At 64.7% G+C, this 23,139-nt stretch carries 22 protein-coding genes and 1 tRNA gene; 12 read left to right on the top strand and 11 right to left on the bottom strand.

Annotated features, from left to right (window positions below; translation table 11 throughout):
- Nucleotides 1-2: 2 nt before the first annotated feature.
- The 3 genes from EH240_RS01150 (at nt 3) to EH240_RS01140 (ending at nt 2,853) form a co-directional block, all read left to right on the top strand.
- Nucleotides 3-902, top strand: coding sequence for a LysR family transcriptional regulator (locus EH240_RS01150; protein WP_124995576.1), 900 nt, complete (start codon nt 3-5; stop codon nt 900-902).
- Nucleotides 903-1,041: 139 nt separating this feature from the next.
- A complete protein-coding gene (locus tag EH240_RS01145; RefSeq protein WP_124995575.1) occupies nt 1,042-1,710 on the top strand; it encodes a DUF1007 family protein in 669 nt (222 codons plus the stop codon).
- 6 nt (nt 1,711-1,716) lie between these two features.
- Nucleotides 1,717-2,853: a nickel/cobalt transporter gene (locus EH240_RS01140; RefSeq protein WP_124995574.1), complete on the top strand. Its 1,137-nt coding sequence runs from the start codon at nt 1,717-1,719 to the stop codon at nt 2,851-2,853.
- Nucleotides 2,854-2,874: 21 nt separating this feature from the next.
- Here the strand turns inward: EH240_RS01140 and denD are convergent, their stop codons facing one another.
- Genes denD through EH240_RS01120 form a run of 4 tightly spaced genes read right to left on the bottom strand, consistent with a single transcriptional unit; the run spans nt 2,875 to nt 5,790 of the window.
- Complete coding sequence (gene denD, locus EH240_RS01135) at nt 2,875-3,849, bottom strand: D-erythronate dehydrogenase (RefSeq protein ID WP_124995573.1); 975 nt, start codon at nt 3,847-3,849, stop codon at nt 2,875-2,877.
- 2 nt (nt 3,850-3,851) lie between these two features.
- The gene (locus EH240_RS01130) at nt 3,852-4,058 is read right to left on the bottom strand and encodes a hypothetical protein (protein WP_124995572.1); all 207 of its coding nucleotides are present in this window, start codon (nt 4,056-4,058) and stop codon (nt 3,852-3,854) included.
- A 51-nt stretch (nt 4,059-4,109) separates the two neighbouring features.
- Nucleotides 4,110-5,090 (bottom strand): cation diffusion facilitator family transporter, encoded by a 981-nt coding sequence (locus tag EH240_RS01125; protein WP_124995571.1) that lies wholly within the window; start codon nt 5,088-5,090, stop codon nt 4,110-4,112.
- A 13-nt stretch (nt 5,091-5,103) separates the two neighbouring features.
- Nucleotides 5,104-5,790 (bottom strand): GNAT family N-acetyltransferase, encoded by a 687-nt coding sequence (locus EH240_RS01120; RefSeq protein WP_124995570.1) that lies wholly within the window; start codon nt 5,788-5,790, stop codon nt 5,104-5,106.
- Between the two features lie 83 nt (nt 5,791-5,873).
- Between EH240_RS01120 and EH240_RS01115 the strand changes: the two genes are divergently transcribed.
- On the top strand, nt 5,874-7,058 hold the full coding sequence (locus tag EH240_RS01115) for a pyridoxal phosphate-dependent aminotransferase (protein ID WP_124995569.1): 1,185 nt from the start codon (nt 5,874-5,876) through the stop codon (nt 7,056-7,058).
- A gap of 154 nt (nt 7,059-7,212) precedes the next feature.
- On the opposite strand, the gene EH240_RS01110 is transcribed toward EH240_RS01115, so the two are convergent.
- Together EH240_RS01110 and EH240_RS01105 are read right to left on the bottom strand one after the other, a co-directional pair.
- Complete coding sequence (locus EH240_RS01110) at nt 7,213-7,965, bottom strand: SDR family oxidoreductase (protein WP_124995681.1); 753 nt, start codon at nt 7,963-7,965, stop codon at nt 7,213-7,215.
- A 253-nt stretch (nt 7,966-8,218) separates the two neighbouring features.
- Complete coding sequence (locus tag EH240_RS01105; protein WP_124995568.1) at nt 8,219-8,950, bottom strand: tellurite resistance TerB family protein; 732 nt, start codon at nt 8,948-8,950, stop codon at nt 8,219-8,221.
- Nucleotides 8,951-9,145: 195 nt separating this feature from the next.
- Here EH240_RS01105 and EH240_RS01100 point away from each other — a divergent pair, with 195 nt between their 5' ends.
- Nucleotides 9,146-9,505: a YybH family protein gene (locus tag EH240_RS01100; RefSeq protein WP_124995567.1), complete on the top strand. Its 360-nt coding sequence runs from the start codon at nt 9,146-9,148 to the stop codon at nt 9,503-9,505.
- Nucleotides 9,506-9,522: 17 nt separating this feature from the next.
- On the opposite strand, the gene trhO is transcribed toward EH240_RS01100, so the two are convergent.
- On the bottom strand, nt 9,523-10,452 hold the full coding sequence (gene trhO / locus EH240_RS01095) for an oxygen-dependent tRNA uridine(34) hydroxylase TrhO (RefSeq protein WP_124995566.1): 930 nt from the start codon (nt 10,450-10,452) through the stop codon (nt 9,523-9,525).
- Between the two features lie 160 nt (nt 10,453-10,612).
- Here trhO and EH240_RS01090 point away from each other — a divergent pair, with 160 nt between their 5' ends.
- On the top strand, nt 10,613-11,248 hold the full coding sequence (locus EH240_RS01090) for a 2-dehydro-3-deoxy-phosphogluconate aldolase (protein ID WP_124995565.1): 636 nt from the start codon (nt 10,613-10,615) through the stop codon (nt 11,246-11,248).
- A 69-nt stretch (nt 11,249-11,317) separates the two neighbouring features.
- Here EH240_RS01090 and EH240_RS01085 read toward each other — a convergent pair whose 3' ends face one another.
- On the bottom strand, nt 11,318-12,067 hold the full coding sequence (locus EH240_RS01085; protein WP_124995564.1) for an SDR family NAD(P)-dependent oxidoreductase: 750 nt from the start codon (nt 12,065-12,067) through the stop codon (nt 11,318-11,320).
- A 195-nt stretch (nt 12,068-12,262) separates the two neighbouring features.
- Between EH240_RS01085 and EH240_RS01080 the strand changes: the two genes are divergently transcribed.
- The gene (locus EH240_RS01080) at nt 12,263-13,156 is read left to right on the top strand and encodes an AraC family transcriptional regulator (protein WP_124995563.1); all 894 of its coding nucleotides are present in this window, start codon (nt 12,263-12,265) and stop codon (nt 13,154-13,156) included.
- Nucleotides 13,157-13,194: 38 nt separating this feature from the next.
- Here the strand turns inward: EH240_RS01080 and EH240_RS01075 are convergent.
- From EH240_RS01075 to EH240_RS01065, 3 genes are all read right to left on the bottom strand, one after another.
- Nucleotides 13,195-13,268: transfer RNA gene (locus EH240_RS01075), tRNA-Gln, on the bottom strand.
- A gap of 79 nt (nt 13,269-13,347) precedes the next feature.
- Entirely contained in the window at nt 13,348-15,183 is a 1,836-nt protein-coding gene (gene mepK / locus EH240_RS01070; protein ID WP_124995562.1) for a peptidoglycan L,D-endopeptidase MepK, read from the bottom strand.
- Between the two features lie 377 nt (nt 15,184-15,560).
- Nucleotides 15,561-17,102, bottom strand: coding sequence for a sigma-54-dependent transcriptional regulator (locus tag EH240_RS01065; RefSeq protein WP_124995561.1), 1,542 nt, complete (start codon nt 17,100-17,102; stop codon nt 15,561-15,563).
- A gap of 158 nt (nt 17,103-17,260) precedes the next feature.
- On the opposite strand from EH240_RS01065, the gene EH240_RS01060 reads away from it, so the two are divergent.
- The 5 genes from EH240_RS01060 to EH240_RS01040 all read left to right on the top strand — a co-directional run bounded on the left by EH240_RS01060 (nt 17,261) and on the right by EH240_RS01040 (nt 23,060).
- Complete coding sequence (locus EH240_RS01060) at nt 17,261-19,099, top strand: M3 family oligoendopeptidase (RefSeq protein WP_167483886.1); 1,839 nt, start codon at nt 17,261-17,263, stop codon at nt 19,097-19,099.
- A 359-nt stretch (nt 19,100-19,458) separates the two neighbouring features.
- Entirely contained in the window at nt 19,459-20,169 is a 711-nt protein-coding gene (locus EH240_RS01055; RefSeq protein ID WP_124995560.1) for a proton-conducting membrane transporter, read from the top strand.
- 161 nt (nt 20,170-20,330) lie between these two features.
- Nucleotides 20,331-21,476 (top strand): aminodeoxychorismate synthase component I, encoded by a 1,146-nt coding sequence (locus tag EH240_RS01050; protein WP_124995559.1) that lies wholly within the window; start codon nt 20,331-20,333, stop codon nt 21,474-21,476.
- Nucleotides 21,425-22,087 carry an aminotransferase class IV family protein gene (locus tag EH240_RS01045; protein WP_124995558.1) on the top strand — a complete coding sequence of 221 codons (663 nt, stop codon included), beginning with the start codon at nt 21,425-21,427 and terminating at the stop codon, nt 22,085-22,087. The genes EH240_RS01050 and EH240_RS01045 overlap by 52 nt, the downstream gene beginning before the upstream one ends.
- 37 nt (nt 22,088-22,124) lie before the next feature.
- A complete protein-coding gene (locus tag EH240_RS01040; RefSeq protein ID WP_124995557.1) occupies nt 22,125-23,060 on the top strand; it encodes a heme-dependent oxidative N-demethylase family protein in 936 nt (311 codons plus the stop codon).
- Nucleotides 23,061-23,139 lie beyond the last annotated feature (79 nt).

Below are 23,139 nucleotides of genomic sequence, written 5' to 3'. Positions count from 1 at the left end.
CCATGGACACATTGACCCGCATGCGCGCCTTCATCGACGTGGTCGAGGCCGAAGGCTTCTCGGCCGCCGCGCGCAAGATCGGCCGCTCGAAGGCGCTGCTGTCGAAATATGTGCGCGAGCTGGAGGACGAGCTCGGCGCGCTGTTGTTGAACCGCACCACGCGGCAGTTCTCGCTGACCGAAGCCGGCCACACCTATTATCAGCGCGCCTCCGAAATCGTGCGCGAGGTCGACAGCCTGGCCGATGCGGTGCGCGAATCTTCCGGCGACGTGCGCGGCCGGATCAAGCTCTCGGCGGCGCGCACCTTCGCCGATGCGCCGATCGGACAGTCGCTGATCGATTTTGCCAAGCAGCATCCGGACATCGTGCTCGACATCCACCTAGACGATCGTTTCGTCGACCTGGTCGAGGAAGGCTTCGATGTCGCCGTGCGCATTTCGCGGCTGGAGAACTCGTCGCTGATCGCCAGGCGCCTTGGGCCTTTTTCGGTGCGGCTTTGCGCGTCGCCGGAGCTGCTCGCAAGGAACGGCATGCCGACGCGCCCGCAGGACCTGTCCAACATGCCCTGCATCGTCGACACCAACGGCCGCTCGCTCGCCAACTGGCGCTTCAAGGGCGACGGCGAGGATTCGGTCAGCGTCACCGTGTCGGGTCCGATCGAGGTGAACAGCCCGATGGCGGCGAGAGCCGCCGCCGTGTCGGGTCTCGGGTTCACCATCCTGCCGGATTTCATCGCGGCGCCCGATCTCGCGAGCGGCCGGCTGGTGAGCGTGCTCGACGACCGCATCCTCTCGGGCAGCGGCATCTTCGCCGTCTATCCGCATCGCCGCTATTTGCCCGCCAAGGTCCGCGTCTTCGTCGATTTCCTGGTGCACTGGTTCAGGACGCGTGACGCTGCGTGATGCATGTCGCCCAGAAGTGTCCAGCGGTTCTGGGACAACGACATGCATCAGAACAGACCTAGAGCGAGGGTCCCAATTTCGCCCCCTTTCTGATAACTCTCGGGGTCCACCCTCAAAGTCGATGGAATAGCGGCCCAGAATGCACTTGAAACGGCAAGCAACCATGCTGGCTTCGGCCCTTGCAGCGACATTTGCAGGGATCGAGCCGGCCGAGGTGCATCCGCATGTCTTTGCCGAAGCCCGCCTCGACGTGATCCTGACCCCGGATCACCAAAGTGTGAAAGCGCTGCGCCATCTGTGGCGTTTCGACGATCTTTTTTCGAGCACGGTGATGATGGAGTTCGACAAGAACTCCGATCTGAAGCTTGACGACAATGAGCTTAAGGAAGTGGCCGACACCGTCCATGCCTCGCTGGCCGAGTTCAACTATTTCCAGCTCGTCACGCAGGACGGCAAGGACGTGCCGATGGTCCCGCCTCCGCATCTGATGGCCAATTTCGACAACGACCAGCTGATCATCCTGTTCGAGTCCGAGCCGAAGGCACCGATCAAGCTCGCCGGCAAAGTCGATATCGGCGTCTACGATCCGACTTTCTACACGGCGATCGACTTCACCGACGACGCCAACCTCACCGTCGAGGGCCTGCCTTCGAACTGCACCAAGCAGGTGATCCGCCCCGATCCGGACGAAGCGATCAAAGAGAACCAGAAGACCCTGACGGAAGCGTTCTTCAACGATCCGACAGGCACCAACATGAGCAAGATCTTCGCCACCAAGCTCGAACTGAACTGCCCGCCTGAAGGATAACCGGTGATGAAACCGTCGCTGCACTTGGCGCTCGGCCTTGCGGCCGCCACCCTGGTGATCACGCATCTGCCCGGCGTCGCCCATGCCCAGAGCTCGCTCGGCATCGGCACCAATGACGGCATGGCGCCCAGCACCTCAGGCCCGTTCGCGCACATGCTGATGTGGATCAATCTGAGGCAGCAGGAATTCTACCATTCGCTCGCAGCCGCGATGAAGGCGATGCGCCAGGACGGCAGCAAGCTCTGGCTGCTGATCGGCCTCTCCTTCGCCTACGGCATCTTCCACGCCGCCGGCCCCGGCCACGGCAAGGCGGTGATCACCTCCTACATGGTGGCCAACGAAGTCGCGCTGAAGCGCGGCATCATGCTATCCTTCGTCTCGGCGCTGCTGCAGGGCCTCACGGCGGTCGTCGTCATGATGCTCGCCTATTTCGTGCTGCGCGGCACCGCGGTGTCGATGACCGACGCGGCATGGTTTCTGGAAATCGCGAGCTATGTGCTGGTGACCCTGTTCGGCGCCTGGCTTTTGTGGCGCAAGCTCAGCCCGTCGATCATGGGCCTGTTCGGTAGAGCTCCCGCCTACAGTCTCTCGGCGGCCCATGCCGGCCACTCGCATGGCGGGCACTCGCACGCGGGACACTCACACGCTCACGCGCATGCTCACGCGGCGCATTCGCATAGCCACGAGGCTCATGATCATGACCACGCGGCGCACGACCATGACCACGGGCATCATCACCACGACCATGGCCCGGGCGAAGTCTGCGCGACCTGCGGCCATTCGCACGCGCCGGATCCGGCGCTGCTTTCAGGCGATCGCTTCGACTGGAAGACCGCCTGGTCGGCGGTGGCCGCCGTCGGCATCCGCCCCTGCTCCGGCGCGCTGATCGTCTTGAGCTTCGCGCTGCTCAACGGGCTTTGGCTTGGCGGCCTGCTGTCGGTGCTGGCTATGTCGATCGGCACCGCGATCACCGTCTCGGCTCTCGCGACGATCGCGGTGACTGCCAAGAACTGGGCGGTCTATTTCGCCGGCGACGGACGCCTCGGAAACCGCATCCATTCGATCGTCGAGATCGGCGGCGCGGCCTTCATCTTCCTGGTCGGACTGCTGCTTCTGTCGGCCGGCCTGACTGCTGGCGGATGATGCCTATATACTCCAGCGAAGCTAAACGATCTTCCCGCCCAGCTCGTCCTCGATATGGGCGCGGATGATCTCGTCGAAGCTGTTCTCGGCGGCGAAACCCAGCTCCCTCCCGCGTCTTGCCTCGAACCGCGTCGGCCAGCCCTTGACGATCGCCCAGACGGTTTCGTCCGGCTGTTCGCGGATCCTCTTCACCACCTCGGCGCCGGCGATGCGCTCCAGCGCCTCGATCTGCTCGCCGACGGTAACAGCGACGCCAGGCATGGTCAGGTTGCGGCGTGGCCCGACCGCGTCCCCGTCGATCTGCGCGGCATGGAACAGGAACTTCACCGCCGAGCGTGGGCTGGCATGGGTGTGCAGCACCGAGCGCGGCACGGGCAGTATCGCCTCCTGGCCGCTGAGCGGCTCGCGGATGATGCCTGAGAAGAAGCTCGATGCCGCCTTGTTCGGTTTGCCAGGGCGCACGCAGATCGTCGGCAGCCTGATGCCGACACCATCGAAGAAACCGCGCCGCGTATAGTCGGCAAGCAGCGCTTCACTCATCTGCTTCTGTGTGCCGTAGGAGGTGAGCGGTGTCGGGTGGAACTCGTCCGGGATGACATCGGGGAATGGCGCGCCGAACACGGCGATCGAAGAGGTGAATACAAGGCGCGGCGCGAACGCCGCCAGCCGCACGGCGTCGAACAGCGCGCGCGTGCCGTCGAGATTGACGCGGTAGCCGAGGTCGAAATTGGCTTCCGCCTCGCCTGAGACGATGCCGGCAAGATGGAAGATCACGTCCGGACGGGAAGCAACCAGCGTAGCCGTCGCGCCGGGCGCCGAAAGGTCGCCGGTATGGATGGAGACATCGACGCCTGCGAGCACCGGCGCCTGCGGCGGCACGATGTCGTGCAGGTCGAGCGCCGTGATCTTGCGCCCACGCAGAGCGCCGTCCTTGGCCAGTCGCGCGATCAGCTTGCGGCCTACCATGCCGGCGGCGCCCGTTATCAGAATTCTCATCTCTAAAGACCCTTCTTGCGCTGGCTGCGCCCGCGCAGCCACAGGACGACGAACAGTGCCACCATGAAAATTGCGGCGATGATAGCCGCCAGGACCGTCGAGATCTTGCCGGCGGCCAGCATGATGGTCGGCAGGAAATAAGCTGCGAGCCCGAACAGCAGCAGTATCCAGGCCGCGGCGATCGCAGCGTTGCGGGTCTCGCGATCCATCAGCAGGCGTCCCTTGGCGCGAGGCTGTTTAAGTTCATCATCAGCCACGCATCAGTGATAATGGCGGCGATCGCGAGGCGCGTCATGCGCATGATCGTGATCATGGTGATGGTCGAGCTCGTCATGGCTGTCGGCGCAGTGCCCAAACTCGGGCTCGACCGTGGCGTGATCGATGCCGTGCTCGGCCGCAAGCCGTTTCTTGATGGCGCTCACCGCCACATGCGGATCGATCCCGTCGTTCAGGCAGGCGTGCAACGTCGCCATGTTGCTGGTGCCGTCAAGCGACCAGACATGCATGTGGTGCACCTCGCGCACCCCCTTCACCGTGGCTTCAAGATCCTTGGCGATCAGGTCGCGGTCGAGGCTTGCCGGCACGCCTTCGAGCAGCACATGCGCGGCCTGACGCATCAGCGACCATGCCGTCGACAGGATCAGCAGCGACACCAGGACGGAGAGGATCGGGTCGATCGGCGTCCAGCCGGTTGCGAGGATGATGAGGGCCGCCGCGATTGCCGCGGCCGAGCCAAGCAAGTCGCCCAGCACATGCAGTATGGCGCCGCGCATGTTGAGGCCCTCGCGGTCGCCGCCATGCAGCACGAAGAAGGCGGCGATGTTGACCAGGAGTCCTGCCACCGCCACCACCAGCATCGGTCCGCCCAGCACTGGCGCCGGGTGCATCAGCCGCCCCCAGGCCTCGTAGACGATCCAGAGCGCAATGGCGAAGATGGCGATGCCGTTGGTGTAGGCAACCAGCGTCTTCACGCGGGCGAAGCCGTAGGTGAGACGGACTGTGGCAGGCCGGCCGGCGAGATGGAAGGCATACCAGGCAAGACCGAGCGCGATCGAATCGGCGAGCATATGGCCGGCGTCCGCGAGCAGCGCCAGTGAACCGGTGAGCAGGCCGCCGAGCGCCTCAGCGACCATGAAGCCGCCCGTCAGGCAGGCCGCGATCAGCACGCGCTTCTTGTCGGTCGAGCCATGCACGTGGCCGGCGTCGTGGCCATGCGCATGTGAGCCGTGATCGTGCGCCATCGCCGACCTCCCGTTACGCACCGAACGCGGCGCGGAAATCCTCGAGCCGCCATTTCTGGCGGCCTTCGCCATCGAAATTCGCCGGATCGAGCCAGGCCTCATAGGCCATGCGCAATGCCGGCCACTCCTTGTCGATGATCGAATACCACGCCGTATCGCGATTTTCGCCCTTTACCACAAGATGCTGGCGGAAAATGCCTTCGAACTTGAAGCCGAAGCGTTCCGCCGCGCGCTTCGACGGCTCGTTGCGGTTGTTGCATTTCCATTCGTAGCGGCGATAGCAGAGCTCGTCGAAGACGTATTTCGTGAACAGGAACTGCGCTTCGGTCGCCGCCGGCTTGCGCGAGATCAGCGGTCCCCAATAGATGTTGCCGATCTCGATGACGCCATAGGTCGCATCGATGCGCATAAGCGTCTGGCGGCCGGCGACCTTGCCGCTCGCCTTGTCGATGACGGCGAAGAACAGCGGATCCTCGCTGGCTTCGGCCTTGTCCAGCCAGGGCTGGAAGGCGGCGCGGGTCTCCGGTGGATAGTCGAACAGCCAGGCGAAGCGGCCGCCGGCATCGGGCACCGATGACGCTTCGTAAAGGCCGTCGCCATGCTTTTCGGCGCTCAGCGGTTCGAGCCTGACATAGCGCCCTTCCAGCACCTTGCGTTCGGGACGCGGGCGCGGCTGCCAGTCTTTCAGATTTTCAGACACCGAAAACTCCAATCCGTTTGACTTTTGCGAACGGACGCTCACAAAAACGCACGCTCACAGAAAGAACCACAGGGACCGGAAAAATGCTCCACACGATCGCGGCCTTCGATCGTCTCGGCGAGGAAAATGCCTTCGCCGTGCTCGCGCGGGCGACAGCGCTTGCCCATCAGGGGCGCGACATCGTCAATCTCGGCATCGGCCAGCCAGACTTCAAGACGCCGCAGCACATTGTCGAGGCGGCGATCAAGGCGCTGCGCGACGGCCATCATGGCTACACGCCGGCCAACGGCCTTCTCGCCACCCGCGAGGCGGTGGTGCGCCGAACGCTGACCACCACCGGCGTCGAGGTGTCGCCCGAGAGCGTGATGATCCTGCCGGGCGGCAAGCCGACCATGTTCGCCGCGATCCTGATGTTCGGCGAGCCGCGAACGGAGATCCTTTATCCCGATCCTGGCTTTCCCATCTATCGCTCGATGATCGAGTTCACTGGTGCGGCTCCGATTCCGGTGCCGATCCGCGAGGAGAACGGCTTTGCCTTCTCAGCGGAGGAGACGCTGGCGCTGATCACGCCGAAGACCAGGCTGCTGATCCTCAACTCGCCCGCCAATCCGACCGGCGGCGTGACGCCCCGCGCCGAGATCGAGAAGCTGGTCAAGGGCCTTGAGAAGCACCCTGAGATCGCGATCCTGTCCGACGAGATCTACGACGTCATGACCTATGACGGCGAGCAGCACTGCTCGCTGCTCAATTTTCCGCAAATCCGCGACCGGCTGATTGTGCTCAACGGCTGGTCGAAGACCTGGGCGATGACCGGCTGGCGCATGGGCTGGTCGATCTGGCCGAACGGCGAAAAGGGCGCCTATCTCTACGACAAGGTGCGCAAGCTGGCGGTGAACTGCTGGTCCTGCGTCAACGCCCCGAGCCAATATGCCGGCATCGCGGCGATCGACGGCCCGCAGGACGACGTCGAGAAGATGATGCGGGCTTTCGACAACCGCAGGAAGATCGTGGTCGAGGGGCTGAATGCGCTCCCCGGCGTTTCCTGCATCACGCCGAAGGGTGCTTTCTATGCCTTCCCCAACGTGTCGAAGACCGGCTGGAAGGCCAAGCAGCTTGCTTCCGCGCTGCTCGAGGATGCGGGCGTCGCGCTGATCGGCGGCCCCGATTTCGGCGTGCTCGGCGAAGGCTATATCCGGCTTTCCTACGCCAATTCCGAGGAGAATATCCTGCGCGCGCTGGAGCGGATCGACGCGTTCCTGATGAAGTGACCCCTCATCCGGCCGCTTCGCGGCCACCTTCTCCCCGCTGGGGAGAAGAGGGAAAGTGTCAGCGCCGGCAACCTCCTCTCCCCTCGGGGAGAGGTCGGATTGCCCCGAATTGCCTTCGCAATTCGGCTGGCAATCCGGGTGAGGGGCATTGGCGCTAACCTCTGCCCACAAACGGCATCTTCGTCGCCATCACGGTCATGAACAGCACATTGGCGTCGAGCGGCAGGCTGGCCATGTGGAGCACAGCGTCGGCGACGCGCTGCACGTCCATCACCGCTTCGGCGGCGATGGAGCCGTTGGCCTGCGGCACGCCGACCGTCATCGGCTGCGCCATCTCGGTCAGCGCGTTGCCGATGTCGATCTGGCCGCAGGCGATGTCAAAGGGCCGGCCATCGAGCGCCAGCGTCTTGGTCAGTCCGGTGATGGCGTGCTTGGTCGCCGTATAGGGCGCGGAGCCGGGGCGCGGCGCATAGGCCGACACTGAGCCGTTGTTGATGATGCGGCCGCCCATCGGCTTTTGTCGGCGCATGACGCCGAAGGCGCCGCGGGCGCACAGGAACGAGCCGGTGAGGTTGACGCCCACGACATCGTTCCAGACCTCGACCGGGATCTCGTCGATCAGCGTCGACTTGTAGCCCATGCCGGCATTGTTGAAGAGCAGGTCGACGCGCCCGAATGCCTCCACCACGGTCTCGAACATGTCGTCGACCTCGCCGGCCTTGCTGATGTCGCAGGCGACGGCCAGTGCCTTGGCCTCTGTCTTGCCGGCGTCAGCGATCGCCTCCTGCAGCACCTTCTTGCGGCGGCCGCAAAACACTGTGTTCCAACCGGCCTTGAGGAGCGCAGTGGCGACGCTTTTGCCGATGCCGGTGCCGGCGCCGGTAACGATGGCGGTTTTCTCTGTCATGGCGGTCATCGTCATCCCTCCGCGATTACTGCTGGAAGAAGACGTGGCATCGCAAATGATCGGGGTCGTGGCAAGCGGCTATTGTCGACAAAAGCAAGGGCCGACAAAAAGGGCGGTCATTGGCGACCGCCCTCATCTGAACCGCGCTTGGGAGGAGGATAAGCCGGTCCGACTGCTTAGAATGATGCGCTTGCTGGGTTAACGGAACATCAACGGCCAGCGAGACGCCGCAAGCGCGTTTACCAACCCGGATTTACTGGCGCGGATTGGGCGCAGTGCCGGCCGGCACCTTCGCCGCCGAAACCGTCGCCTCGACATGGTCGACCAGCGCGTCCGGCAGGCCGAGGCGGCCGGCGAGCAGGTCGAGATAGCCGCGCTCGGTGCGGGTGTCGGGATCGATGGTGAGGCGCGAAGCGGTGTAGAGCTCGAGCTTCTGCGCATCGGTCTTGGCGCCCGCCACCAGCGTGTCGAGATCGAGCGGGCGATCGAGTTCGTCCATCAGGAACTTTTCCGCTTCCGCGCCGATGCCGGCAAGCTTGAGCTTGTCGGAGATCTTCTGGCGCTCCTCGTCATCGACATGGCCGTCCGCCTTGGCCGCCGAGATCATCGCCCGCACCAGCGTCAACGTGAATTCGGCCTCGCCTTGCGGCGCCTGCGAGGGATGGAAAGCTGTGTCGGCCGGCGGCGGCAGCAGTTCCGGCTCGCCTGCGGCCGGTGTCTGCGCAGGTTCCTTGCCGGCCTTGTAGTTCTGGTAGGCTTTGTAGGCGAGGCCGCCGATCGCCGCCAGGCCGCCGAGCTTGATTGCGGTGCCCGTCACCTGCCGGCCGGTCCCGGTGCCGAGCAGCACGGCCGCCAGCGCGCCGGCGGCGAGCGGATTGTCCTTGGCCATCTGCACCGCTTGCCCCGCCTTGTCGCGGACGGTCGATCCCGTGCCTGGAATTTGCGAGCCGAGAAGGTCGTCGAGCAGTTTCTTGGGGTCGAGCATCAATGCCTCCAGAATTGGCCCGGCCGATGCGCCCGGGCGGGGTTTTGGACCGGCAAGACGTAGGTCCCGCGCGTCGACATTACAATGACGGGCGAAGGTTTTGGCGCGATGCCGGCATTGGAACAAAAGCCGATATGTCGAAAGCAACCAGCACTTCGGTTAAGATCGAGGGCAGTTTTCGAAGGAGCAATTTGAATGTCGGATGCAGCAAGCCGCGAGCCGGCGCGCGATCCCCAGGATCTCGAGCGCATGCTGATCGAGCGGCAATGGGCCGGAGATATTGAAGGGATGCTGGCGCTTTTCGAGCCTGACGCCGTGGTCGACAGCGGCGCAGGAGAACTGACGCGCGGCCGCGAGGCCATTCGCGCGCTCTTCGAGAAAAGCCTCGCCACCGATCGCAAATTCCAGCGCGGCGAGCAGCGCCCTGCCCTCATCAACGGCGATCTGGCGCTCACATCGACGAAGTTGCCCGACGGCAGCATAACAACCGAGGTCGCCCGGCGTCAGAACGACGGGACGTGGCTCTGGGTGATCGACTGCTATTCGGTGACTTGAGCTTCCGGGAACACGCCTCAGCTTCCGATGTGGCGCCGGTCGCCCCGAGCCTGCGCCAGTTCCACCTGGCGATGGCGCTCGGCATAGCGGGCGCGGTCTTCGTCCGAGCGCGCTTCGAAGCAATGCGGACATGAGACGCCGACCGCATATTTCGGCGAAAGCCGATCCTCGACGGTGAGCGGATGCCGGCAGGCGCGGCAGAGTTCGGCTTCGCCTTCGGCCAGACCATGCGATACGGACACCCGCTCGTCGAAGACGAAGCATTCGCCCTGCCACAGGCTCTCTTCGGCCGGCACTTCCTCGAGATATTTCAGGATGCCGCCCTTGAGATGGAACACTTGTCTGAAGCCCAGCGACTTCACATAGGCCGTCGCCTTCTCGCAGCGTATGCCGCCGGTGCAGAACATCGCGACCTTGCGCCCTTCGAGCTCCTCGCGATGCTCTTCGACCCAGGCCGGAAATTCACGGAAGCTGGCGGTCTTCGGATCGACCGCGCCCTTGAAGGTGCCGATCGACACCTCGTAGGCGTTGCGCGTGTCGACGACCAATGTATCGGCGTCCGAGATCAGCGCATTCCAGTCGGCCGGCTCGACATAGGTGCCGGCGCTGGTCGGCGGATCGAGATCGTCGACGCCCATGGTGACGATCTCACGCTTCAGCCGCACCTTCATGCGGTGGAATGGCGTCTGGGCAGCGCTGCTGTACTTGACCTCCAGGCCGTCAAGCCCTTCGATCGCCTGGAGGTGATCGATCAGCGCGGTGATCGCCTCCTCGCTGCCGGCGACCGTGCCGTTGATGCCCTCATGCGCAAGCAGCAGCGTGCCCTTGATGCGGCGTCCGCAGCAGAAGCCGGCAAGCGGCGCGCGCAAGGCTTCGTGGCCGTCGAGCCGGGCAAACTTGTAGAGCGCGGCGACGCGGACTGGCTGAATTTCCTTTTCTGTTGTCATGCCCATGCCACTAGACCGTGGTGAAAGCAGTTTCAAGGCAGAGGAAATTCGGGGCCGGCGCGTCGATCCGCTGCGCGGCATCGCGACACGCCTGCCTTCGTGGACTTGGGATACCCCTTCTGCTAATCGGTTGAATCGATTGGAACGGAGAGACAAGCCAATGACCAGCAAGACCGAAAAGCTCCTGTCGCTCCTCAATGGCCAGCCGGTCATTCCGGTGCTCAAGATCGCCAACGTTGCCGATGCCGTGCCGCTTGCCCGCGCGCTTTCGCGCGGCGGCTTGAGGGCGATCGAGATCACGCTGCGCACCGCGGATGCGCTGGAAGCGATCCGCCGCGTCGCGGCCGAGGTGGAGGATGCGGTCGTCGGCGCCGGCACCATTCTCGATGTCAAGCAATTCATCGAGGCAGCGCGCGCCGGTTCGAAATTCATCGTCAGCCCGGGCATCACCAGCCAGCTTCTCGACGCGGCCAAGGACAGCCCCGTGCCGCTGCTGCCCGGCGCCATCACGCCCGGCGAGATCATGGCCGCGCGCGAAGCCGGCTTGCGCTTCCTGAAATTCTTCCCGGCCGAGCAGTCGGGCGGTATCGCTTCGCTGAAGGCCTTCGCCTCGCCGCTGGCCGACATAAAATTCTGCCCGACCGGCGGCATAACGGCCAAGAATGCGGCCGACTATCTCAGCCTGCCCAACGTCATCTGCGTCGGCGGCTCCTGGGTCGCCCCCGACGATCTCATCAAGGCCGGCAAATGGGATGAGATCGAAGCGCTGGCGCGTGAGGCGAGCAAGCTCGCCTAAAGCAATTCCGGGAAAGATGGATACCGGTTTTCCGTCCGGAATTTGCGTCAAACAACATTCCTTGCCCGCTCACCAGGGCAGCGGACCGTTCTCGTCGAAGTAGCCGCCGGTTGGCCCGCCGGCATCGAGCGTCGCCAGGCGCACGACGATCTCGGCCGCCTGCTGCACCGTGCGGTGGCCTTTGTGCCCGTTGAGATCGGTCGCGGTGTAGCCGGGCGCGGCGGCATTGACCATGATGCCGCGCGGCGCAAGCTCCCTGGCGAAGGCCACGGTGACGGCATTGAGGGCGGTCTTGGAACTGCCATAGCCCATAACATTGGGCGACTGGCCATTGCCGGCCGCCCGCGCGATTGAGCCGAGATAGCTGCTTACCATCACGATGCGCGCGGCCGGTGATGCCAGGAGCAGCGGCAAGAGCGCCTGGGTGACGCGAACGGGACCGAAGACGTTGACGTCATAGGTGGCCTTGATGTCCGCAATGTCCTCCCGGCTCGGCGGCCGCTCATAGTGGCCGTCCGGACCGAGCGCATCGAGGTAGCCGGGAGCGATGCCGGCATTGTTGACCAGCACGTCGAGGTTGGGCGCCCGCGCCGCGAGGGTCTTGGCCGCGGCCGCCACGCTCTCGTCGCTGGTGACGTCGAGCTCGAGCCACTCGACCTCGAACCCTTCCGCGCGCAATGCTTCCGCCGCGGCCTCGCCGCGCTTCGAATCCCGAGCACCGAGCCAGACTTTGAACCCCAGCGCCGCCAGCCGCCGGGCCGTCTCAAGACCGATGCCCTTGTTGGCGCCTGTCACCAGCGCATTCTTCCGTGTCGTCATATCCTGTGTCTCCTTTTCAGTGACCTAGAGATGACGTGAACCGGTCTGCTTCGCGCGCCAAAAACTCTCTTGCTCTTGCCTAATCCTCTCAGATGCGCGCTTGCGCGTCATTGAGTGCGCGCTTGCGCGTCGCCTGGGTGCGCGCTTGCGCATCACCTCGTTGCGCGGCCCGAGCGGATCGGCAATGCTGAACCGATGAACGATGCGCTTCAGGAATTGATCGCGATCGCCGGCCGCCATGCGCGCGGACGGCGGACAAGGACGGCCGTCCCTCGCGTCACGATCGGCCGCAGCGAGGTTCCGACGCCGCCGCTGCCCGAGCTTTGCCAGCCGACGGCCTTGTTCGTGCTGCAGGGCACGAAGTCGGTGCTGATCGGCGACCGCACGCTTCGCTACAGCGCCGGCAGCTGTTTCGTCTATGCGGTCGAGACACCTGCCACCAGCCAGTTGATCGAGGCGAGCGCCGCCAATCCTTACATGGCCATCGCCTTCAGTCTCGATATCGAAGTGATCGCCACATTGCTCATCGACCACAAGCCGGCGGCCGGCGGCGACAGCTTCGTGACCTATCCCGCCGATGAAGAGCTGCTCGACGCATGGCGCCGGATGCTGCGGCTGCTCGACAGGCCGGACGAGATCCCCGTGCTCGCGCCCATGCTCGAACGGGAGATAGCGTTTCGGCTGCTGCAAGGCCCGCAAGGCGCAAAGCTGCGCCAGCTCGCGCGCGCCGACGGACGCCTGTCGCAGATCCGCCGCGCCACCCAGTGGATACGCGCGCATTACAACGAGCCGATCGATGTGACGGAGCTGGCCAGGCTCGCCCATATGAGCAACGCCGTGTTTCATCGCCACTTCAAGGCAGCGACAGCCATGAGTCCGATCCAGTATCAGAAGCAGGTCCGTCTGCTGGAGGCCCGCCACCTGCTGATCGCGCAGCCGCGCAATGCCGCGCGCGTCGCCTTTGCCGTCGGCTACGAAAGCGCTTCCCAATTCAGTCGCGAATATGCGCGCCAGTTCGGCTTGCCCCCCGCGCGCGACGCGGCACGGCTTCTGGCGAAACGCGAAGCGCCGACGCTGGAAGTTGACTAAGCCACGACAGGCGGCATGAAAAACCCAGCTGGCCAGACTGGTTCCCGCTCATGGATTCGAACCACGATTCACGCCTTCAAAGGGCGCTGTCCTACCATTAGACGAAGCGGGAAGGCCGGGCGTCAAATACAGCTATGCATGGAAAACAAAAAGCCGCGCTGCTGTCCAGCAACGCGGCCTTTGCAGGCTCGCTATTTCGTCTGGAAGCGGGCGACCGAAAGGAACTTCACGGCGTTGCCGGTGAACCGGCTGGCGTCCGGCACCTGGGGATCCGTCTGGAAGCCGACCGTGTAGACCTCGCTCGGCGGCGTGTGCACGATGTTATAGGCATAGCGCGGCGCCGTGGTCGGGTCGGACACAGTGGCGATGTTCGCGCCGCTGCCCAGCGCCCAGCGCGCTGCCTGCGGCGGCGGCGCCACCACCATCGCCTTCGGACCGGGCTTCAAGTCGCTGGCGGCAGCCCTGGCCTCCTTGCGCGTCGTCTTCACACCGGCGCCGATCGCCTGCGCCGGGTCGGTGCCGGCGGGGCGGGCGGCGATGGCCTCGCGCGGCGAGGCGGCATCGAGCCCGGACGGATCGTTGAACGCCGAGCGCGGCTCCGGCGCCGTCAGCGAAGCAAGCTGATATTCGGCGCCGCCAGCACCGGCCTCGGTCGTGGCGCTGGCTTGTTCGAGGACAGCCTTGATCTCATCCTGTTTGTTGCCTTCGGGCCGCGCGCTCGGCAGCACCGAGAAGGCGTCGGTCGCGCTCTTGTCCCGCGAGGCCGTTTCAGCCAGCGCCAGAAGCACGTCCTTGTCCTTGGGCGCCAGTTCGGCCGGCGTGGGACGCCAGGTCGGCAGCGGGATGTTGTTGACCGCCATCTGGGCGGGATCGGTCGCGGCCTGTGCCGCGCCGGCGTCAGCCATGCCGAACGGCACATTGACCGGGGCATGCGCAGTCGCCATCGCCTGCTCGGTCGTGGCCGAGGCGTCCGCCGTGGCGAACGGCACGTCTTCAGGCGTCTGCTGGCCGACATCGGCCTTCGGCCTCGGCGCGAAGGCGGGCAGAGGAACCTCCTTCGGCGGCAGCGCGGCGATGATGGTCTCAGGCGTGTCCTGCTGCGGCTGCGAGTCGTCAGAGCTGTCGTCGGCGATCTGCGGGATGTTGGCGCGCTTGGCATCCTGCGGCGAGACAATCGCGATGCCCGGCAGGTTGCTGCTCTTGGCCGCCGCCACCTGCTTCACAGCTTTCGGCTGGGGCGCGGGTTCGGCGCTCGCGACATCGGCGCTGTCGTCGGCTTCGTCCTCGCCGCCGCCAAACCAGGCTGCAAACAGCCCGCCGGACCGCTTGGTCGAGCCGCCCGCGCTGGCCAGCTCGATGTTGGGGGTGCCGGCGCCCTTGCGGGCCTTGTAGGCGGCCACAGCCTGTTCATAGCCCGGCAACGGTCGGCCGTCGCTCGGCACATGCAACGTCTTGCCGTTCGGGAAAAGGCTGACCAGCTCCTGGCGGCTGATGCCGGGCCAGTGGCGGACATTGCCGACATCCATGTGGACGAACGGAGAACCGGACCTCGGATAGTAGCCGACGCCGCCGCCCTGCATCTTCAGGCCGACGTTGCGCAGCTTCTTCAGCGGCACGCCGGGGATGTAGAAGTCCATCGCCTTGCCGAGCATGTGCTGGCTTTTCTCGGCGACACCGCGGCTGCGGCTGCGCAGCATCGAATTGGTGGCTGGCGAACGATAACCGCAAACGACTTGGATATAGTCGGTGGCGCCGCTCTGCCGATAGGCTTCCCATACCAGGTCGAGCAGCCGCGGATCCATCTTGGTCGGCTCGTTGCGGCGCCAGTCGCGCAGGATGATGTTGATCTTGCGCAAGCCTTCAGGATCGTAGCGACCGTTGCGCTTGTAGACGATCTCGGCCTTTTCGTGCGTGTGCAGGTGATAGAGCTTCAGCGAACGGACTTCGGCCTTCGCGGCGGAGGCGGCTGCCGAGAGGAACCCGACAGTCAAAATCACAAACGTCAGCCACCTCGGCCAGACGCTCATGTGAAAATGCCGCCCGTTTTTTTGTCGTTCGACTTGGTTCAAATCAAAAGGCCTTGCAGGCTGCCGTTTGTCCCCGGATTTGCCCAAACGGATGCGTGGTTCTCACATCCGAATATCGATCCTAATGGTTAATCATCGCTTATTGAAGCCGAAATGCGGTAACACCGTGGCGATATCCCGTCAAAAATGATGCACCGCGTTTCGTGGTAAATCACTGGTTTAGATCGAGAATTCGGCCCGAACCGAAACACGATCTGTTACCGTTTGCCTCAATGCGTGATCGCCAGCGCGCAAGCCACTGGAAAACCGAGGCTTCCGGCCGACAAACACAATTTGGCTTGAAATTTAAACCGGCAAGCTGGGCTGAGGCTTGTGTCTCACGAGGCAAGCCGATCCAGCCGACCCGCTTCGGGATCAATGCCATATTCCTTCAACTTGCGGTAGAGCGTCGAGCGTCCGATGCCGAGGCGGCGCGCCACTTCGCTCATCTGGCCGTTATAATGGTCGATCGCAAGCTTGATCATCTCGAGCTCGACATCGGCCAGCGCCCGCACATTGCCACGCTCGTCCAAGGCCCTGAGCGTGCCGAAGCGGGGCTGCAGCCGCGCCGGGGCCTCGGTCTCAGGCAAGGCTGCCGCGGCTCCGCTGGAGGCGGCCTGACCGTCCGGCTGCGGCTCATCCGCGACTGGCGCGAAGGCTGACGCTGGCTCGGCATCCAGGTTCACCGTGCCTTCGACCTGCGCGCGGATCTGCGGGAATTCCTCTTCGGTCAGCAATTCGCCTTCGGCGAGCACTGACGCCCTGAACACCGCATTTTCCAGCTGGCGGATGTTGCCCGGCCAGTCATAGGCCTGCAGCATCGCCAGCGCCCTGGCCGATATGCCGCTGAGGCGGTGGCGCGGGTCGGCCGGCGCTACTTTCTCCATGAAGTGCCTGACCAGGTAGGGGATATCGTCGCGCCGGTCGCGCAACGGCGGCACGAAGATCGGATAGACGTTCAGCCGATAGAACAGGTCCTCGCGGAACTTGCCGTCCTTGACCTGCTGCAAAAGGTTGCGGTGCGTCGCCGAGATGAGCCGGATGTCGACCTTGACGGTCGAACGGCCGCCGACCGGGTCGACCTCGCCCTCCTGGACGGCGCGCAGCAGCTTGACCTGGACGTCGAGCGGCAGGTCGCCGATCTCGTCCAGGAACAGCGTGCCCGAATGCGCCTCGACGAATTTGCCGGTGTGCTTGTCGGTGGCGCCGGTGAAGGAACCCTTCTCGTGGCCGAACAGGATCGATTCGACGAGATTGTCGGGGATGGCGCCGCAATTGACGGTGATGAAGGGTTTCGAGCGGCGGTCGCCGCTGCCCTGGATGGCGCGCGCCACCAGTTCCTTGCCGACGCCAGACTCGCCTTCGATCAGGATCGGGATGTTGGAGGCCGCCGCCTTCTGGCCGAGGCGGATCACCCGGTCCATCGCCGGGCTGTGGGTGATCAGGTCCTTGAAGGTAAGATGGCCGCCGCGCCGCCGCGACGTGCGCTTCACCTCGTCCTCGATCGCCTCGACCTTCAAGGCATTGGAAATCGCCGTCTGCAGTCGGTCGGGCGAGGCCGGCTTGACGACGAAATCGAAAGCGCCGTGGCGCATCGCCGAGACAACGGTCTCGATGCCGCCCTGCGCCGTCTGCACGATGACCGGGAGATTGATGGCGCGCTCGCGCATCGCCTTCAGCACGCCGATGCCGTCGAGACCGGGCATGACCAGATCTAGGATGACGACCGACACATCGCGCGCGTCCGGTCCGTCGAGCACATCGAGGCCCGCCTCGCCGCCATCGGTGACGATAGCGCTATGGCCGAATTTCGTCACCGCCGCCTCGAGCAGCCTGCGCTGCACGGGATCGTCATCGACTATGAGTATGGAACCTGTCATGACTGTTTGAACTATCCGCCCGATAAATCCCCATGGATCATCTTGGCACAGGGTTCTAAATAAGGTTTCAAAAAACCCGGTGAACGAATTCCTTAGGATTTGACCGGCTTTTCCTCTCCCCTTGATTCTGGACGCTTGATTCAAAGAAGGTATTGTTGATGCGCATGATGTTTGGTCAGCGGCTTGCGGCGACGGCGTCTGGCCAGGTCGCGGCGGAGCTCGGCGATCTGCCGGAGTGGAATCTCGCCGATCTCTATTCCGGCATGGAAGCGCCGGAGCTGAAGCGCGACATCGCTCGGGTGGCAAGCGACGCCATTGCCTTCGAGGCCCGATGGAAAGGCACTTTGGCCGCCGAGGCCGAGCGCGACACCGCCGGCCGGCTCGGCGAGGCGCTGAAGGCCTACGAGGCGCTGGAGGAACTGATCGGCCGCATCGTCTCCTATGCCGGGCTGGTCTATGCTGGCAACACCGCCGATCCGCAGCGCGCCAAGCTCTATGGCGACGTCCAGGAGAAGATGACCGATGCCAGCGCGCATCTTTTGTTCTTCGCGCTCGAGCTCAACCTGATCGACGAGGCGGTGATTGAAAGCGCGCTCGCGGCCGACGCGGCCTTCGCTCATTACCGTCCGTGGGTGCTCGACCTCAGGAAGGACAAGCCCTATCAGCTCGAAGACCGGGTCGAGCAGTTGTTCCACGAAAAGTCGGTCACCGGACGCGGCGCCTGGAACCGCCTGTTCGACGAGACGATGACCGACCTGCGCTTCGATGTCGACGGCGAGGAGCTGACGCTGGAGCCGGCGCTGAACCGGCTGCAGGACGCCGACGGCGACGTGCGCCGCCGCGCCTCCGAGGCGCTTGCCGCGACCTTCCGCAAGAACCTGCGCACCTTCACGCTCATCACCAACACGCTCGCCAAGGACAAGGAGATTTCCGACCGCTGGCGCGGCTTCGAGGACATCGCCGATTCACGCCACCTCGCCAATCGCGTCGAGCGCGGCGTGGTCGATGCTTTGGCGGCCGCCGTGCGCGAGGCCTATCCGCGCCTGTCACACCGCTATTACGCGATGAAGGCGCGCTGGCTCGGCATGGAAGTGATGAACCACTGGGACCGCAACGCGCCGCTGCCCGAGACCCCGCAGGCTGTGATCCGCTGGGACGACGCCAGGGACACGGTGCTGTCGGCCTACCAGCGTTTCTCGCCGGACATGGCGGAAATCGCGCGCACCTTTTTCGACCGCAACTGGATCGATGCGCCTGTGCGGCCCGGCAAGTCGCCCGGCGCCTTCGCCCATCCGACGGTGCCTTCGGCGCACCCTTACGTGCTGCTCAACTACATGGGCAAGCCGCGCGACGTGATGACGCTGGCGCACGAGCTCGGCCATGGCGTGCACCAGGTGCTCGCCGCCGGCCAGGGCGCGCTGATGGCCTCCACGCCGCTGACGCTGGCCGAGACGGCCTCGGTCTTCGGCGAGATGCTGACCTTCCGCTCGCTGCTCGACCAGACCTCCGACAAGCGCGAGCGCAAGGCGATGCTCGCCCAGAAGGTCGAGGACATGATCAACACCGTCGTGCGCCAGGTCGCCTTCTACGAATTCGAGCGCAAGGTGCATGCCGAGCGCCGCAACGGCGAGTTGACCTCGGACAGGCTTGGCCAGTTCTGGCTGGAGGTGCAGGCCGAGAGCCTGGGGCCGGCGATCAAGCTGCGCGACGGCTACGAGGTCTTCTGGACCTACATCCCGCATTTCATCCACTCGCCTTTCTACGTCTACGCCTATGCCTTCGGCGACTGCCTGGTGAACTCGCTCTATGCCGTCTACCAAAATGCCGAGCGCGGCTTTCAGGAGAAGTATTTCGAGATGCTGCGCGCCGGCGGCACCAAGCATCACTCGGAGCTTCTGGCGCCCTTCGGCCTCGACGCCACGGATCCTGCCTTCTGGCAGATCGGCCTTGGAGTGATCGGCACCCTGATCGACGAGCTGGAAACGCTCGACAAATGACGGGCGTTCGCCCGGCGGCATAGACCAGAACAATTTAGCCGGAACGCATATTTGCCGCGTTTCTATTCTTGCCCTAAATAGCTGTTCTTAAATAACTCTCCGCCGCATTTTTCAATTAGCTTTCCGCAGGCCGTATGATAGCGTCCGGCCTCAAGCTCAGCCGGACGCATCGCCAAGGCCAGAGATGGCCCTCGCGACGCTTCGGCGGATGCGATGACGGCCGTCGGCCATAGCCGGAGGAGAGCCAGGTGCCGACAGCTCGACTAAAGCGGCCGTTCCGCCGATAGCGGAACGATTGACGATTCTGCGGCAAGCCCGCCGTGCCGGGCCGCGGCCGCCCGATCGGACTGGAGAGGGAAATGAGCACTTTCTTCTATATGCTCCTGGCGTTCGTTGTCGGTGTTTTGGTTGGCTGGTTCATCTGGGGCCGTCTGCGTGGCGAGTTCGACAGCCTGCGCGGCGAACTCGATCGCGCAAAGAGCGAACGCGACCGGTTTCGCGCCGATGCGGACCGCCTGACCGGTGAGCTCGACGCGTGCGGCCGCGCTCGCGCCGACCTCGAGCGCAAGCTGCGTAACGCGCCGGCCTCTTCCGCCAAGGCAGGAACCGGCAAGGCTGCCGCGCCTGCGCCGGCGGGGCTGATGTCGACGCCGGCAGCCGCCAAATCGTCGCCGGCGAAATCGCCTGCGGGAAAGCCCACTCCGACCAAATCGGCCACGGCCAAGCCGGCGGCAGCAAAGACGGCTGCCGCATCGAAACCGGCGGCCAAATCGGCGACGCCAAAGAAAGCCGCCGCCTCGAAGGCCGCCGCCGGCAAGGCCGACAATCTGCGCCGCCTGATCGGCATCGGCCCGGTCAATGAAAAGCTGCTCAAGGGTCAGGGCGTCACGACTTACGCCCAGATCGCCGCCTGGACCGATGCCGACGTCAAGCGCATCGACGAGGTGCTCAATTTCGACGGCCGCATCGCGCGCGAGAAATGGATCGAGCAGGCGAAATTGCTGGCTGCGGGCGACGAGGCGGAATTCGCCCGCCGCTTCCCGACGGCTGGAACCTCGAACAATACCTGATCCCGCACCGACAATGGCCAGTGCAAGGCGGCGCCTGTTGCGGACGCCGCCTTTGTCTTGGGCCAGACGCCTTTGCGCCGCCCGACGCCGTTCTCTCGATTGCGCCTGTCCCACCCCCCATATAGAGCGATCGACGGCGTCATTGACCGCATCCGAGGCTTATGTCCCTGCCTTCCGCCATCTTCCGCAACGACGAGACCGGCAGCCAGCTCGTCTTCGACAGGCCGCATGAGATCATCGTCGCGCGCAGCGCGGATGAATTCGCGCCGGCGATCGAAGCAGCTCAAGCCGCATCCGACGCCGGCAAATGGCTGGCTGGCTATTTCTCCTATGAGGCCGGCTATCTGCTCGAGCCGAAGCTGGTGCCGTTGCTCCCCGAGGGCCGCCGCGCGCCGCTGATCTGTCTCGGCGTCTTCGACGCGCCGCTCGAGCAGGTCGTGTCGCAAAGTTCAAGCCCGGCCAGCAATGGACCGATCTTCGATGCCCGGGCAGCCTGGTCCGCGGAGGACTACGCCGTCCGCTTCGCGCGCCTCCACGACCACATCCGCAAGGGCGACTGTTACCAGGGCAATCTGACCTTTCCGGTCCATGCGCAATGGTCCGGCGATCCGCTCGCCGCCTTCGATGCGCTGACCGGGCGCCAGCCGGTGAAATACGGCGCGCTGGTCTCGCTTGGCGATCCGGTCGTGCTGTCGCGTTCGCCGGAGCTCTTCTTCGAGATCGACGCCGAAGGCATGATCGAGACGCATCCGATGAAGGGCACCGCGCCGCGCGGCGCGACCAGGGCCGAGGACGCGCGGCTGAAAGCGTTCCTGCGCAATGACGAGAAGAACCAGGCCGAGAACCGGATGATCGTCGACCTGCTACGCAACGACATCTCGCTGATCAGCGAGGTCGGCACGCTGGAGGTGCCGGAGCTGTTCCGCATCGAGACCTATCCGACGGTGCACCAGATGGTGAGCCGGGTGCGAGCGAAACTCTTGCCGGAAATCGGCATCCGCCAGGTCTTCGCCGCGCTCTTCCCTTGCGGCTCGATAACCGGCGCGCCAAAAATTCGCGCCATGGAGATCCTGCACGATCTGGAGGGCGTGCCGCGCGATGTCTATTGCGGAGCCATCGGCTGGGTCGCGCCCGGCGGCAGGATGCGGTTCTCGGTGGCGATCCGCACCATCTCGCTCTTTGCCGATGGCGAGGCCGTCTACAATGTCGGCGGCGGCGTCGTCTTCGACTCGACCGCCGAGGAGGAGTACCGGGAATGTCTGTTGAAAGCGCGCTTCGCGACGGCGACCGTGCCGACTTCGAGCTGATCGAGACCATGCGCTGGGAGCCCGGCTCAGGCTTCCTGCGCTTCGACCGCCACCTTGCGCGGCTTTACGCCTCGGCGGCGGAGCTCGGCTTTGCCTGCGACCCGCAACGGATCGGCGAGGTGCTGACGGGCGCGATCGGCGGACGGCAGACTGCCATGCGCGCCCGCCTCGCCCTGCAGCGCAACGGCGAGGCGACGGCGGTGGCGCAGCCTTACGAACCGCTCCCCGCCGGCAAGGTGTGGCGGCTGCAGCTTGCGCGGGTCCGGCTCGATTCCGGCGACACGCTGCTGCGCCACAAGACCAGCCGCCGCGAAACCTACCAGCGGGCACGCGCCGAATACCTCGCCACCCGCGCCGACGAGGTGCTGCTAGCCAATGAGCGCGGCGAGCTCTGCGAAGGCACCATCACCAACCTCTTCGCCGACTTCGGCGACGGCGTGCTCGCGACGCCAAGACTTGATTGCGGCCTGCTGCCTGGGATATTGCGCGGCGAGCTTCTGGACGAAGGCCGCGCCGTGGAAGCGATCTACAGCTACGACGATCTGAAGTCCGCGAAGGCGATCTTCGTCGGCAATTCGCTGCGCGGGCTGATCCCGGCGCAACTAGCCTGACACTGGAGCCACCAGCCATTTTCTGTTTGAGAAAAGTATGACTATTCGCCAGCCGACCCACACGCCCTATGACGGGTCCTCCAAGCTCTTCGCCATCGGTCTGAAGTCGCTCGAGCTCGACCGCTGGATCGAGGTCGACGAATTCCTTGTGCCGCATCTCGCCGAGAAGCGGCGGCTTTACGCGGAAATCCCGGAAAAGGTCTTTGTCGAGGAAGACGATACCCGCGACGCACAGCAAGAAGTGCTGGATCTCCTCGCCGCCTATCTCCCGGCAAAACACCCCGGCATCCATCGCGACTCGGGCGCCGGTGTGGAGGTGATCGGTATGGAAACAGCGATCGACGGGCTGGCTCCCGAATTGCGTGAAGCGCCGCTTGTCCGTGCATCGCTGCTGGTGCAGGAAGACCTGATCCTCATGCGCCGCGGCGATGACGGCTGGCGGCTTGGCGCCGGATCGCTCTGCTTTCCGTCATCCTGGTCGCTCCTGGAAAAATTCGGCAAGCCGCTGCAGCAAATCCACGCGCCGGTGCCCGGTTTCGGCCCCGGCACCCGGCCTGCCGAGATCATCAACCGCATGTTCGACGGCCTGCAGGGCCAGGCGGTCGAGCGCTTCAACTGGTCGATCCAGGCGGGCGACGCGCTCTATCATCCGCTCTCGAATATCCAGCGCATCGACCGCGCAACCAACCGCCCCACGCGCTTCCCGGACGGCGATATCAACGTCCACGCCTTCATCCGCGTCGAGCGCCAGACGCTGCGCAAGCTGCCGTTCTCGCGCGACATCCTCTTCACCATCCGCATCCATCTCGACCCACTGGCGGTGCTTGCCCGGCACCCTGATAGGGCGACGCTTGCAGCGTCTTTCGCGGAGCAGCTCAACGCGCTCGACCCTGCGCAGCTCGACTACAAGGGCCTGACCGCCGACCGCGACCGGCTGGTTGCCTTCCTGCACGGCGTGGCCCAGGCAGCTTAACCACGCCGCCATGGCGACTGGCCGGCGGTTGGCGATTTTCGCTGGTTTATGACAATGATCTGTGGTTGTAGCGCTTGGC

Origin of the sequence: Mesorhizobium tamadayense, from assembly GCF_003863365.1 — a bacterium.
Taxonomy (GTDB): Bacteria; Pseudomonadota; Alphaproteobacteria; order Rhizobiales; family Rhizobiaceae; genus Mesorhizobium; species Mesorhizobium tamadayense.
This window is presented reverse-complemented; position numbering and strand designations above follow the sequence as displayed.